The organism is Cupriavidus sp. HE11, assembly GCF_056097175.1.
Window position 1 is genome coordinate 232,487 of record NZ_CP184466.1, and the last position, 13,091, is coordinate 245,577.

General features: G+C 63.1%; 11 protein-coding genes and 1 pseudogene. 9 read left to right on the plus strand and 3 right to left on the minus strand.

Annotation, left to right across the window (positions count from 1 at the left end):
- Positions 1-241 precede the first annotated feature (241 nt).
- Positions 242-706 carry a YaiI/YqxD family protein gene (locus ACOABP_RS28985; protein WP_474231228.1) on the minus strand — a complete coding sequence of 155 codons (465 nt, stop codon included), beginning with the start codon at positions 704-706 and terminating at the stop codon, positions 242-244.
- Positions 707-1,025: 319 nt separating this feature from the next.
- On the opposite strand from ACOABP_RS28985, the gene ACOABP_RS28990 reads away from it, so the two are divergent.
- Together ACOABP_RS28990 and ACOABP_RS28995 are read left to right on the plus strand one after the other, a co-directional pair.
- On the plus strand, positions 1,026-2,501 hold the full coding sequence (locus ACOABP_RS28990; protein WP_474231229.1) for a patatin-like phospholipase family protein: 1,476 nt from the start codon (positions 1,026-1,028) through the stop codon (positions 2,499-2,501).
- Positions 2,502-2,852: 351 nt separating this feature from the next.
- Positions 2,853-3,437, plus strand: coding sequence for a BPSL1445 family SYLF domain-containing lipoprotein (locus tag ACOABP_RS28995; protein WP_474231394.1), 585 nt, complete (start codon positions 2,853-2,855; stop codon positions 3,435-3,437).
- A 236-nt stretch (positions 3,438-3,673) separates the two neighbouring features.
- Here ACOABP_RS28995 and ACOABP_RS29000 read toward each other — a convergent pair.
- A pseudogene (locus ACOABP_RS29000) lies at positions 3,674-5,016 on the minus strand (MFS transporter).
- A gap of 88 nt (positions 5,017-5,104) precedes the next feature.
- Between ACOABP_RS29000 and ACOABP_RS29005 the strand changes: the two are divergent.
- Positions 5,105-6,103, plus strand: coding sequence for an asparaginase (locus tag ACOABP_RS29005; protein ID WP_474231230.1), 999 nt, complete (start codon positions 5,105-5,107; stop codon positions 6,101-6,103).
- Between the two features lie 20 nt (positions 6,104-6,123).
- Positions 6,124-6,849, plus strand: coding sequence for a GntR family transcriptional regulator (locus tag ACOABP_RS29010; RefSeq protein ID WP_474231231.1), 726 nt, complete (start codon positions 6,124-6,126; stop codon positions 6,847-6,849).
- 27 nt (positions 6,850-6,876) lie between these two features.
- Here ACOABP_RS29010 and ACOABP_RS29015 read toward each other — a convergent pair whose 3' ends face one another.
- On the minus strand, positions 6,877-7,605 hold the full coding sequence (locus ACOABP_RS29015) for a GntR family transcriptional regulator (protein ID WP_474231233.1): 729 nt from the start codon (positions 7,603-7,605) through the stop codon (positions 6,877-6,879).
- A gap of 91 nt (positions 7,606-7,696) precedes the next feature.
- Between ACOABP_RS29015 and ACOABP_RS29020 the strand changes: the two genes are divergently transcribed.
- From ACOABP_RS29020 to ACOABP_RS29040, 5 genes are read left to right on the plus strand one after another with little or no spacing between them, the layout of a single operon-like run.
- Positions 7,697-8,923 (plus strand): pyridoxal phosphate-dependent aminotransferase, encoded by a 1,227-nt coding sequence (locus tag ACOABP_RS29020; RefSeq protein ID WP_474231234.1) that lies wholly within the window; start codon positions 7,697-7,699, stop codon positions 8,921-8,923.
- Positions 8,923-9,666 (plus strand): 5-oxoprolinase subunit PxpB, encoded by a 744-nt coding sequence (pxpB, locus tag ACOABP_RS29025; RefSeq protein WP_474231236.1) that lies wholly within the window; start codon positions 8,923-8,925, stop codon positions 9,664-9,666. Before ACOABP_RS29020 ends, pxpB begins: the two co-directional genes overlap by 1 nt.
- Positions 9,663-10,667: a 5-oxoprolinase subunit C family protein gene (locus ACOABP_RS29030; protein WP_474231237.1), complete on the plus strand. Its 1,005-nt coding sequence runs from the start codon at positions 9,663-9,665 to the stop codon at positions 10,665-10,667. Before pxpB ends, ACOABP_RS29030 begins: the two co-directional genes overlap by 4 nt.
- Positions 10,668-10,695: 28 nt before the next feature.
- A complete protein-coding gene (locus tag ACOABP_RS29035) occupies positions 10,696-11,448 on the plus strand; it encodes a LamB/YcsF family protein (protein WP_474231239.1) in 753 nt (250 codons plus the stop codon).
- Positions 11,449-11,485: 37 nt separating this feature from the next.
- Positions 11,486-13,075, plus strand: a complete 1,590-nt coding sequence (locus tag ACOABP_RS29040; protein ID WP_474231240.1) for an ABC transporter substrate-binding protein — start codon at positions 11,486-11,488, stop codon at positions 13,073-13,075.
- The last annotated feature ends 16 nt before the right edge of the window (positions 13,076-13,091 follow it).

Sequence of the window (13,091 nt, forward strand, 5' to 3'; positions counted from 1 at the left end):
ATGGCGTCGAGCGGTTGAATAGGGAGGCCACGGAGCGTGGCTTGTCTGACTACTGTATAAATATACAGTATATGGCTGACAAGTCGCAAGTGACGGTCATGACCGCCCAGTGCGTACGTTTTCGCGCCGCATGTTTTCCCGAAACCGATGACCGCGATGGGTCGGCCTGACAGCCTTGCGCCTTGCCGCGCTACCTGCCTTTCAACGCGCTCCTGCTTTGTCTGCCGCGATTGGCCCTGCGTCAGGGCGCCTTGCCGGGCGGGGCATGACGGGCCAGAAACCGGTCCAGTTGACCCGCAAAGGTCTTGCTGTCCTGCTGCGCATATGGTGCCGGCCCACCAGTGTCTATGCCGGAGGCCCGCAGTTGGTCCATGACGTCCCGCATTGTCAATCGCTCCTGGATATTCTCGCGGCTGAACCAGTTTCCGCGGGGATCCAGCACCTGGGCGCCCTTGTCCAGGGCAGCTGAGGCCAGCGGGATGTCGGCGGTAATCACGAGGTCGCCGGCGCTGACCAGTTCCACGATACGGTCGTCGGCGCTGTCGAATCCCGCCGGTACCTGCACGAACTTGATGTACCGGGAGGGCGGGGTGCGCAGATACTGATTTGCCACCAGCGTCACGCATACGCCGACGCGCTGTGCGGCCCGATACAACATGTCCTTGACAACAACGGGGCAGGCATCGGCATCAACCAGTATTTGCATGTGAGATTTCCAATTGCCAGAGGGCGGGGAGGGTAGGGCGCCCATGATACTGCCTGCCTGCGCCAAGTTGGCTACGCTGGTGACTCCATCGACGGCAGGTGCGCGAGAATGCCCGCAAATGTTCAGTGTGCGGGACGATGTCGAGCGGCTTCACCACCGGGCATGCGGATGCGAACCGGTCAGGGTGCTGGCGGGCCGTGCCGATATGCCATAAATCCGCCTTCTCGTCCCATCAGACAGGATTTTCAGACTATGCTGAACTGTCGCAGGCATTCGAACAAGACAGCCAGGCCTGGCACAGCGCCGAGGCGGAGGTTCCATGAAACGCTCGCAGCCGTTTGCATGGTTGTTACTTGCGCTACTGCTCCTGCTTGGCGGCTGCGCCAGCCGCCCGGTCAATCCGCCGATCGCCAAGGCAGACCCCAATAGCGGTTATCGATTCTTTACACGTCCCCAATATTCGAGTGACAACGAAAATCTGCTGATTCTCGCCTTCTCTGGTGGCGGAACGCGGGCCGCAGCATTCTCGTACGGCGTCCTCGAGTTTCTACGGAATACCGAAGTCGTTGGACCGAAGGGTAACAAGTCGCGCTTGCTCGACCACGTCAGCGTCATCACAGGGGTGTCGGGCGGCAGCTTCACGGCGCTGGCGTATGGCCTGTATGGCGACAAGCTCTTTGACGACTACGAACAGCGCTTCCTCAAGCGCGATGTGCAAGGCACGATTACCTGGCGCACGATCAATCCCGTCTATTGGCCCTCGCTGTGGTCGACCAACTGGGGGCGCTCGGAACTTGCCGCCGACCTGTACGACGAGATTCTCTTCGATGGCGCGACGTTCGGCGACCTCAACAAGGGCAACGGGCCGCTGATCATTGCATCGGCTACGGATATCTCCACAGGGGCGCGCTTCCCCTTCACGCAAGCCACGTTCGACGTGCTGTGCTCGGATCTGAGCGCCGTGCGGCTGTCCCGCGCGGCGGCTGCGTCGTCGGCCGTGCCCGTGGTATTGACACCCGTTACCTTCAACAACTACGGTGGGACATGCGACTTCGCGCTACCGCCCTGGTTCCAGCCCTTTCTCGAAGGTGGCGATCCGCCCCGGCCTGCCGCGCGCGCGACACGCCATCTGCGTGAGGAGGCCGAAATCGGGGATGGCGTGAACCGGCCCTTCATTCACGTCGTGGACGGAGGCGTGTCGGACAACCTCGGGATGCGCAGCGTGCTGGACTCGCTCGAGGTCATGGAATCACTGCACCTGATTGGCCTTCCGTCGCCTGTCGACCATACGCGCAGAATTGTCGTCTTCGTCGTCAATTCGCTGTCCGTACCCAAGACCGAGTGGGACAAGTCGGAATCGCCGCCGGGCACCGTGCAGGTGCTGCTCAAAGCCACGGGCGTACCGATTGACCACTACTCCTACGAGGCAACGGAACTGCTCAAGGATATGCAGGCGCGGTGGCGTGCCATGCGCAAGGTCCGCGCATCTGCCGCATTTGCCGCGAACAAGGACGCGTCGGTAGCGACAGCATTGCGCACGCCAGATGCGACGATCTATGCCGTCGACGTGTCGTTCGACCAATTGGCGGACAAGGCGGAACGGGCGTATCTGAACGAGTTGCCCACGTCGTTTTCCCTTCCTCCCGAGGCGGTGGATCGCCTTCGCGCTGCCGCGGGCAAGATCATCCTGGCGTCCCCCGAATTTCAGCAACTGTTGCGGGATGTCGGCGCCAGAATCGTGGTGGACCCGGAGCGGACGGGAACGACGCCGATAACCCCCGCCGAAGGGAAGTAGTTCCACCTTTGCACTCGCGTCTTCTGTACGTCAGGCCCCAATCATTCCGCTAACAGTCGGCACTCGACGTCTATATGGAATCCCGGCCGCTCTGGCTCCAATTTGTGAATATCTATTCACTTTTTATGGCTTCGTTCGATACTTGCTGACAGCCAGGCCTGGCGGCCTCCGTCCCTGCTAGCCCCTGCGGAGACAGCCCATGCGCAGGCTTTGGTCGTCTTGCTTTTGTGCTGCCATTGCCCTTTCGCCCAATGGCAGACGCGTCAATTCGCGCCTAGAACAGCCTTGCGGGCCTTTTTTCTATATTCGACGCCTGTCGCTGTGTGTGACAGGGCTGCGTGGGAGATCATGATGAACCGACGTCAATTTGTGGGCAGGCTGACTGGATCCGGGCTGCTGGTTGCCACCGCCTTTGCTGCGGGATGTACAACCACGGGAACGGGGGCATCGACTGACAACGCGGCGAAACGACGCGAGATCGATTCGGGTGTCGACGGCGCGCTCAACCGATTGTTTACCTCCGTCAACGGCTCGCGCGAGCTGGCGCAGCGTGCGTATGGCGTGCTGGTTTTCCCCCGCGTGCTCGCCGGCGGCTTTATCGTCGGCGGGGAGTATGGAGAGGGAGCGCTGCGCGCGCACGGTGCCACGGTGGGCTACTACAGCACGGCGCATGCATCTTTCGGGCTCACGGCTGGTGGCCAGTCGAAGGCCGAGATCATCATGTTCATGACGCCTGATGCCTACAACAAGTTCATCAATAGCAGCGGATGGACTGCCGGTGCCGATGCGAATGTCGCCATCGCAAAGGTGGGCGCGAATGGGCAGCTTGACACCCTTACCAGCCAGCAACCGGTAGTCGGCTTCGTTCAGGCCAATGCTGGTCTGATGGTGGATGTCTCGATGAACGGTGCGAAGATCAGCAAGCTCAATATTTGACTTCGTGTCGCCTGCACGCAGCGCCCGGTTGGAGCGGGAAGGCGAAGCCCGCTCCTGGACGGCGCGCATCTGAACGACCCTGACCATCCCTCCGCAGGGCGATAAGGTTCCAGTTCACATCAGTGCGGCCAGCTCGCCGGCAACCGCTGGACGCAGCGCCGACATATCGGCGCTGCGTCGCACGGATAGGTAGAGGTAGACAGCCGATCCCCCAAGGGCCCACAGTGACAGGATGGTCAGGCTTTGGCAGCAGTCATCGAGCCGTCAACCGGAGCCGGACCCACACCTGGGCGAACTTGCAGCATGGCAAACACCCCGATCGCCGTAGCGACGGCCGTCGCCACAAACATGGAAGAGTAACCGTAGCGGGCGGACAGGATGCCCGCGAGGGTGGGCGCGAGCACCGAGGCAATGTTGGCCAGGAAATGCATGATGCCGCTGAAGGTGCCGACCCGGGACGGCGCGGGTGCCGTATCGATGACGACCGCCCAGTACACCGAATTCGGCAGGGCATTCAGGGCGTTACCGAGGGTCATCAGGGCAATCACGGCCCCTACGGTATGGACCTGCGACACCATGATGAAGCACAGCGTCGTCAGCACGAGCGACCCGGCGGCGAAATAGCTGCGAGCGATCTTGAGGTTGCCCGTCCGCTTGAACAGCCAGTCCGAGATGCGTCCACCGAGCAGTACGGTAATGCAGGCGCCCGTCCATGGGATCATGCCGACATACCAAAGGGATGACAGCGTGAAGTGGAACTCGTCGCTCAGGTACTTCGGCGTCCATGTCAGCAGCATGAAGTTGACATAGACGAACGAGAAGTAGCCGATCGAGTTGAACACCAGCGTGCGGCTTTTGAAGAAGCTCCACCAGGGATAGGCACCAGACAGGTCTTCCGCCTTCTGTGCGGGCGGGCGTCCAGCCTGAATCAAGGCCCGTTCGGCAGCGTTGACCCTGGGGTGCTCTTCCGGCTTGTTGGTGTACATCCACGCGAACAGGGCGATCAGGACGAAACCAAGCACGCCGAGGATGACATACATCGTGCGCCAGCTATCGGTCAGCATGAGCAGGCCGACAGCGACCGGGGCGGTGAGCAGGGCCCCAAGCGGCGTGCTCAACAGTCCGATGGACACAGCGAAGCCGCGCTCCGAAGGGGCCGCCCACGTCGACATCGTCTTGTTGATGATCGAATAGGCAGGGCCTTCAGCGAAACCAAACAGGATACGGATGGTGGCGAAGCCGGCAAGCGCCGAACCACCCATCACCGCAATGCCCAGGTCACCGGCCCAGATCATTGCAATGGCGAACACCGACCACGCCACACCGGCGATGATCCAGACGCGTTTGGCGCCCAGGCGGTCCGAGAGCGCGCCACCGATAAGGGCGCGCCGAACATATATCCGTAGCCAAAATAGCCGAGCACCGCGCCCCATCCGGCCTTGTCAAAGCCGTATTCGCCAATGATCTGGGTTGCCGAATAGGCAATCGCACCGCGATCAATGTAGTTGATCAGGGCGATCAGCACGCTCAGTCCGAAGATCGCGAAGCGATATCGGGTAGGCCTTCCTGTATCCGTCATGAATGTCTCCTAATCGGCGCATCAAACGTGCGTCCTGCGACGATTATATATTATATATACTTGCACTTCACAACCCGGAGAACCCTACATGAACAAGCCACGTGTTGCGATCGGCTCCCTTGGGGGCACCATCAGCATGACTCCGCCTGACGCAGGTGGGGGGGCGGTACCGACCCTCGGTGCGGAGCAACTGGCCGCTTCCGTGCCGGGACTTGCCGAGGTCGCGGCATTGACCGCCGAGTCGCTGCTCCAGCTGCCGAGTGCGTCGCTCACCACGGAGCATCTCGCGCATTGCCTGCATTGGGCCAACGCACAAGTCGATGCCGGTGCTACCGGGGTGGTCCTGACCCAGGGCACCGACACCATCGAAGAGAGTGCGTACTACCTGGATCTCTACTGGAAGCGAGACGAGCCATTGGTTGTCACGGGCGCGATGCGTACCCCCCGGGTTGCGGGCGCTGACGGTCCGGCAAACGTCCTGGCGGCCGTCCGTACGGTGATCGACCCGAATAGCCGGTCACGCGGTGTGCTCGTCGTCATGAATGACACCATCCACAGCGCGCGTTGGGTACGCAAGTCTGATGCGCTGTCAGTGGAGACCTTTGTCTCCGGCGACATCGGGGTACAAGGTCGCGTCGTGGAAGGGGTGCCGAACTACTTCCAGATGCCACCGGCCCGACTGCTTGCCCAGGCCGCGACACGGCCCTTTCCGAAGATTGCGCTGCTGGCCGCGGCGATGGGGGACGATGGGGAACTGGCAGATGCCGCCGTAGCGGCCGGCTACGAAGGGATTGTGGTGTCCGCGTTTGGGGCGGGTCACGTTTCGGCGGCGTTCGCGGACCGGATCGAGCGGCTTTCCAAGCAGATTCCCGTGTTGATTGCCACCCGCACGGGCGGTGGACGCACCGCGACAAGCACCTACGGCTTCGCCGGTTCGGAGATCGACCTGGTGCGTCGTGGCGCTTTGCTGTGCGAGTGGCTATCGCCGGTCAAGGCACGGCTCCTGCTTGGATCATTGTTGGCCTCGGATTGCGCGCGAGCGGATTTGGCAGACCGGATCGCCAGGTGGGGTAAAGTTTGCGTCTGAACTTCATTCCATAGAACAACGTGACGACAACGGGAACCACTGAACCTGAAAGTGGAGTCGCGCAAGCTCGCAAAAGGCAGCGCCCGCTCACCGCCTATCAATTCGCCGTGCAGACTCTCCGCGAGGAGATTCTTCAGGGGCGACTCAAGGCTGGCGAGCGGCTGCGCCAGGATGTGCTTGCCGAGCGGATCGGCGTCAGCACGACGCCCATTCGAGAAGCCCTGCGCACGCTTGTGTCAGAAGGGCTGGCTTCGTTCGATACCCACCGCGGGGCAGTGGTGCGCGGGCTGACGCTCGAAGACGTGCGTGAGATCTACAGGCTGCGCATGATCCTTGAGCCAATGCTTGCGGAAAGCGCCATCCTCCAGACGCCACCGGAGGTGCTTCAGCGCGCGGAGGAATTGCACGCCATGATGCTGGAAACGGCTGACGTTGCGGCGTGGACGGAACTCAACCGGCAGTTCCACGCCGTGCTGTTTGCGTCCCAGGAACATACGCGGCTCGCCCATTTCGTGAAGACGTTGCGCGACGCTGCAACCCCGTACATCGCGCTTTCGCTGTTCATGCGCCCCGATCACATAGCCGCCAGCAATATCGAACACGCAGAGATCCTGGATCACTACCGCCAACGCGACGTCGAGCGGGCGAAGCAGCATGAAGTCAGGCATCTGGGCGCGACGCTCAAGATCATCGTCGAGGCGATCGAAAAGGCCGACGAAGGCGGCACGCCTGCTGACTCGGCATGACGACGAGGTGTGGATCTGCGGGGGCGGTTACCACCGCGCCAGCTTCTCCAGGATCGAAGCACGAATATTGTCGATGTGTTCGGCCGTCTGGCGCGCGGCTTCCTGGCTGTCTCCGCGCTCGAGCGCGTCGATCATCGCGATGTGCTCATGGCAGACGGGCCCGAGACGCCTTTCCAGCCGTTTGAGCGAGAACATGCGTGTCTTGCGCCGCACCTCTGCGATGATGCCGGCCAGCATCTCGTTGTCGCAGTACTTGCAGATGACGCCGTGCAGATCGGCGTCCAGCACCTGATGCTCGGGGTTTCCGGGCTCATTGCGCGCCAGTAGCTCTTCGACTCGCTGACGCAGTCGCAGCAGTTCGGATCGCGGAATCTGCCCGGCCGCGCGGGCCGCTGCGTCAGGCTCGAGCAGGCGCCGAACGTGCAACGCTTCCAGGATCTCCTGGACGGTGACCTGCCTCACGAACAACCGACTGTTCGCGCCACGCTCCAGCAGCCGTTCGCCTTCGAGCCGATGCAAGGCTTCGCGCAACGGCGTACGCGAAAAGCCAAGTTGAGTAGCGAGGGCACGTTCCTGGATCGGGTCGCCAGGATGCAGCCCACCCGATACCAGCAAATCCAGCACCGCCTCATAGGCGACGTTTCCCAGGGCGCGTTCCTTGGGTAGTTCGTCAGCCATCAGCTCGGCGTCCGGATCGGTCTCCACGGCGGTCGCCGCGGCAGTCTCCGAATAGGCAAGGGCAGTTTTTTTCGTCATGTCGCGAAGTATGGCACGGGGTTTGCTTGAATGCCAGTGGTATACCAATGGCATTCGCAGTGAATGCCGACTCCGACATTACGCGATTTTCATGCCGACCTCTTCTGCCGTCCCCCGTCTTTCCCAGCGTCTCGCCATGGCGCGCCCGTCCGCCACCGGTGCCATGTCAGAAGCCGCCAGGCGCCTTGCCGACGCGGGCAAGCCAGTCATCAGCCTGTCCGAAGGGGAACTGGATTTCGATACGCCGGCCCATATCCAGCTGGCCGCCGTCCGCGCGATGACGGCCGGGGAAACGCGCTACACGAGCGTGGCCGGGACGCCCCAACTTAAGGCAGCAATTGCACGAAAACTGGTGCGCGACAACGGTGTGCACTACGACGATGCAGAAATCATCGCTGGCACCGGCGCCAAGCAGATGTTGTTCAACGCGCTGCTGGCCACGATAGACGCGGGTGACGAGGTCATCGTGACGGCCCCTTATTGGGTCTCGTACAGCGACATGGTGCATATCGCGGGCGGCACGCCAATACAGGTCACCGCCACGCCCGCCGACGATTTCAAGCTGACACCCGCCGCACTGCGTGCGGCGCTGACGCCACGCACGCGCTGGCTCATGCTGAATTCACCCTGCAACCCATCGGGCGCGCTCTATTCGGTCGATGAACTGTGTGCGTTGGCCGACGAGCTGCGCGCCTACCCGAATGTGCTGGTGCTGTCGGACGAGATCTACGAAGAGATCGTGTTCGAGGGTGAGTTCGTGTCGTTCGCGCAAGCCGCGCCGGACATGCGCGACCGTACGTTGACCGTCAACGGCGTGTCCAAGGCCTACGCAATGACGGGCTGGCGCCTGGGATACGCTGCGGGCCCCGCCTGGCTTGTCAAGGCCATGGCGCTGCTGCAGTCCCAGAGCACCAGCAATCCGAGCGCGATCAGCCAAGCCGGCGCGGTGGCGGCGCTTGACGGTCCGCAGGATTTTCTGGAAGGCTGGCGTGCCCGCCTGCGCGTGCGCCGTGATCTGGCGCTCTCGGTGCTGGCGGATGCGGCACCAGTCCTGACCATGCGTCGGCCGCCAGCTGCCTTCTATCTCTATGCGGATTGCAGCGCGGCGATCGGCATGCGTACCCCGGATGGCGCGCGCATCGAAACCGATACCGATTTCGCGATGTATCTGCTCCACGCGGCGAACGTGGCCGTGGTGCCGGGTTCGGCATTCGGCCTTGCGCCGTATGTCCGGCTGGCCTATGCCCTGGCCGATGACCGGCTGCGCACCGCGTGCGAGCGCATCGTCCTGGCCTGCGCGGCGCTGGAGCGTGCGTAATGGCAATCGCACAGCCGGACGTCGAGTTCCTGGCCCTGATCGACTGGCGCATCGAGCCCGTTGGCGACCGCTGTCTGCAGATCCGTCTCGGCGATCAGGTGAGCGTGGCCGTCAGCCAGACCGTGCATGCCGTGACCGAGTGGCTGCTACAGCAGCGTTGGGAAGGGGTGCGCGACGTGGTGCCGGCATTTACCACCGTTGCGGTGCATTTTCGTCCCGAGATGTTTGCACGGGATAAGGGCACGGCCTTCGCGCAACTGTCCGCGCGGATCCAGGACATATTGGTCGACGGCGTTCCGGCCGTGATCCATGCGGGGCGGGAAGTGGAGGTGCCCGCCTGCTATGGCGGCGAGTATGGTCCGGATCTCGAAGACGTGGCGCGCGCGTGCGATATCGACACGGCCGAAGTGATCCGGCTGCATTGCGCCACCCCACTGGTGCTCTACACCTTCTTCTTCTCGCCGGGCAATCCGTTTGCCGGGCCGCTGCACCCACGCCTTGCCGTACCGCGCCGCGCCACGCCGCGCACGCTGGTACCGGCCGGCTCGGTGGCGATTGCCAATGGCATCTCGTCGATCTATCAGGACGCGTCGCCCGGTGGCTGGAACGTGATCGCCCGCACACCCTGGAACCTCTTTCATGTCGACCGCACCCCGCCCACGCGTCTGCAGTTGGGTGACCGGCTGCGCTTCGTGCCGATTTCGCCGGCCGAGTACGACGCCATGCTGGAGCCGCGGCCATGAACTCGATGCGCGTAGACCGCCCCGGCATGCTGTCGGTACTGCAGGACGGTGGCCGCTATGGCTATCAACGCTTTGGCGTGCCCGTCAACGGCGCCATGGATGAGTGGTCGCACCGTCTGGGCAACGTGCTGGTGGGCAACTCAGCCGACACCGCGGCGCTCGAAATCACGCTCAATGGGCCGACTGTGCGTTTTGCGCAGGACACGCTGATTGCCGTGACGGGCGCCGACATCGTCGTGACGGCCGACGGCGTCCCATTGCCCACGCATTGCGCGGTGATGGTGCGCCATGACGTGCGGATCGCATTTGGTCATTGCCATCGTGGCGCCAGGGCGTATCTGGCGGTGCGTGGCGGCTTTGCCCCCGACACGGTGCTGGGCAGCCGCAGTACAAACCTGCGTGCGGCGTTTGGGGGCTTCGACGGCCGGGCGCTGCGCGCCGGCGACCGCGTGGCTGTGGCTTCACCGTACCGCGAGATGTTGCCTTTGGCTCGCATGATGGTGCAAAGCGCTATGGCGTCCGTAGCCGCGGCAAGGCCAGCCGGCGTCAACAGCCCGACACCGTGCGACGCCATTCGCTTCTTGCCCGGGCCTCAATGGGAGCACTTCGAACCCGTGGCGCGCCAGGCGTTCGAGCGGGAGACGTTCACGGTGTCAAGCCAGTCGGACCGCATGGGTTATCGCCTCGAAGGTCCCGCGCTGGCGTTGTCGTCCCCGCTCGAAATGATCTCGGAAGCTGTCAGCTTCGGCACCGTGCAGGTGCCTCCCGGTGGTGCGCCCATCGTGCTGATGGCCGACCGGCAGAGCGTGGGTGGCTATCCCAAGATTGCCTATGTCATCAGCGCCGACCTGCCGTCACTGGCCCAGGCCATGCCTGGCACTGCGCTGCGATTCCGTGCCGTGACACCCGATACCGCCCAGCGCGAGCTGCTGGCGATGGAAGGCCGCCTGGACGCCATTGCCGCCGAAGCGGCACGGCTGATCGGCCTTCCGCACCACTAACACCCGAGGAAACACGAGGAAATTCTCCATGCCAACTCTCGATATCAACTGCGACATGGGCGAAAGCTTTGGCGCGTGGCGGATGGGCGATGATGAAGCGATCCTGCGCCACGTCACATCCGCGAATATTGCATGCGGCTTCCATGCCGGGGATCCCGATGTGATGCTGGCAACAGTGCGTGCGGCTGCCAACGCCGGCGTCGCCGTTGGCGCCCATCCCGGCCTGCCCGACCTTCAGGGGTTTGGCCGTCGCGCCATGGCCATGACGGCGGCCGAGATCTACGCGCTCACCGTGTACCAGGTGGGCGCCATGCTTGGCGTGACGCGCGCCGTCGGCGTGGCGCTGCATCACGTCAAGACGCACGGTGCGCTCTACAACATGACCGCGCGCGATGCGGTGCTGGCGACGGCCGTGGCCGACGCGGTGCGTGCCGTGGCGCCCGATGTGCTCATCTACGTTGCCAACGCGAACATGGCGGCAGCCGCCAGCGCCGCCGGGCTGCGCGTCGCCAGCGAAGTGTACGCCGACCGCTCATACCAGGACGACGCCACGCTTACTCCGCGCTCGATGCCGCACGCCATGATCGAAGACGTGGAGGCGTCCATTACCCAGGTGCGTCGCATGGTGCTCGATGGCAGCGTGCAAGCGCTGTCGGGCAAGTCCGTGCCCATCGTGGCCGACACGCTTTGCATCCATGGCGACCAGCCCGGCGCTGTCCTTTTCGCCGAACGTATCCGTAGTGCCCTGTCGGCCGACGGCGTTGCCGTGCAACCGCTCTGACCTCGTCCCTTGATCTCCTCGATAACCAGGTAACTCCATGTCCATCAAGCTGCCCCTGCCTACCGCCCGCCTGCTCAAGATCGCGGCGTGCTCGATTGCCCTGACAGTCGGTGTCGCCACCGGTGTTCACGCCCAGACCCATGGCGGCACGCTGCGCGCCATCGCCCAGCCCGAGCCCCCAACCCTGATGCTGGGCCTGAACCAGCAGACGCCCACCCAGTACGTGGCCGGCAAGATCTACGAAAGCCTGCTGACCTGGTCGCCCGACATGCGGCCCCAGCCGAGCCTGGCCAAATCTTGGACGATCTCGCCCGACGGCAAGGTCTACACGTTCGAGCTGCAGCAGAACGTCAAGTGGCATGACGGCAAGCCGTTCTCGTCCGACGACGTGGTGTTCTCGGTCGACAAGTTCCTGCGTGCGGTGCATCCGCGCGCCCGCGTGGTGATCGATCAGTTCGTGCAGTCGGTCAAGGCGCAGGGGCCCAACAAGGTGGTCATCACGCTCAAGGAACCGTTCGCGCCGTTCCTGAAGTCGTTCGTGAGCGACAACATGCCGATGGTGCCAAAGCACATCTATGACGGTACCGACTACGCGAAGAACCCCGCCAACCAGACGCCGATTGGCACCGGGCCCTTCATGTTCAAGGAATGGAAGAAGGGCGCCTACATCGTCCTGACCCGGAATCCGAACTACTGGCAGAAAGGCAAGCCCTACCTGGACGAGATTGTTTTCAACGTGATTCCGGATGCCGCTTCGCGTGCCGTGGCATTCGAGCGCGGCGATGTGCAGGTGGTCAGCGCCGGCGACGTCGACAACGTGGAAATCAAGCGCCTGCGTGCGCTGCCCAACGTGGAGTACACGACCAAGGGCTGGGAGATGTTCTCCAAGCTTGCCTATATCCAGATGAACCAGCGCAAGGCACCGTTCAACAATGTGAAGGTGCGCCAGGCCATCATGGAGGCCGTGAACCGCAAGTTCGTGGTGAACAACATCTTCTTTGGCCTGGGCAAGGTCGCGACCGGGCCGATCTCTTCGACGACGCCGTTCTATGACAGCAACGTGCCGGCCTATGGCTTCGACATCAAGAAGGCCCGTGCACTGATCAAGGAGTCGGGCGTGGATCCGTCGAAGACCACCATCCGCATCCTGTCCTACCCGTACGGCGCGACCTGGGACCGCCTTGGCGAGTACACGCGCCAATGCCTGGAGCAGCTCGGCTTCAAGGTGGAGATCGAATCCGCCGATGCCGGTACGTGGGCCAAGCGCGTGTCCGACTTCGACTTTGATCTGACCTTCAGCTTCACGTCCCAGTATGGCGACCCCGCGCTGGGTGTCTCGCGGCTGTACCTGGCGCGCAACCAGGTCAAGGGCTCGGCGTTCGTGAACAACCAGGGCTATGTGAATCCGGGCGTGGACGCGATGTGGGACAAGGCCGCATCGGCCACGTCGGATGCCGAGCGCCAGCAACTTTATTCGAACATCCAGAAGACGCTGGTCCAGGAAGTGGCCAACGGCTATCTGTTCGAAATGGAGCTGCCGACGCTGTACAGCGGCAAGGTGCACAACCTCGTCCAGACCGCCATCGGCCTGAACGATACGTTCGCCGACGTCTATATCAGCAAGTAACGCAGCTGCAGGCCGA

What these genes read in the sequence shown, in the direction of transcription:
- ACOABP_RS28985 (WP_474231228.1), bottom strand. Translation starts at nt 706, where the DNA reads ATGCAAATACTGGTTGATGCCGATGCCTGCCCCGTTGTTGTCAAGGAC.
- ACOABP_RS28990 (WP_474231229.1), top strand. Translation starts at nt 1,026, where the DNA reads ATGAAACGCTCGCAGCCGTTTGCATGGTTGTTACTTGCGCTACTGCTC.
- ACOABP_RS28995 (WP_474231394.1), top strand. Translation starts at nt 2,853, where the DNA reads ATGAACCGACGTCAATTTGTGGGCAGGCTGACTGGATCCGGGCTGCTG.
- ACOABP_RS29005 (WP_474231230.1), top strand. Translation starts at nt 5,105, where the DNA reads ATGAACAAGCCACGTGTTGCGATCGGCTCCCTTGGGGGCACCATCAGC.
- ACOABP_RS29015 (WP_474231233.1), bottom strand. Translation starts at nt 7,605, where the DNA reads ATGACGAAAAAAACTGCCCTTGCCTATTCGGAGACTGCCGCGGCGACC.
- ACOABP_RS29020 (WP_474231234.1), top strand. Translation starts at nt 7,697, where the DNA reads ATGCCGACCTCTTCTGCCGTCCCCCGTCTTTCCCAGCGTCTCGCCATG.
- pxpB (WP_474231236.1), top strand. Translation starts at nt 8,923, where the DNA reads ATGGCAATCGCACAGCCGGACGTCGAGTTCCTGGCCCTGATCGACTGG.
- ACOABP_RS29030 (WP_474231237.1), top strand. Translation starts at nt 9,663, where the DNA reads ATGAACTCGATGCGCGTAGACCGCCCCGGCATGCTGTCGGTACTGCAG.
- ACOABP_RS29035 (WP_474231239.1), top strand. Translation starts at nt 10,696, where the DNA reads ATGCCAACTCTCGATATCAACTGCGACATGGGCGAAAGCTTTGGCGCG.
- ACOABP_RS29040 (WP_474231240.1), top strand. Translation starts at nt 11,486, where the DNA reads ATGTCCATCAAGCTGCCCCTGCCTACCGCCCGCCTGCTCAAGATCGCG.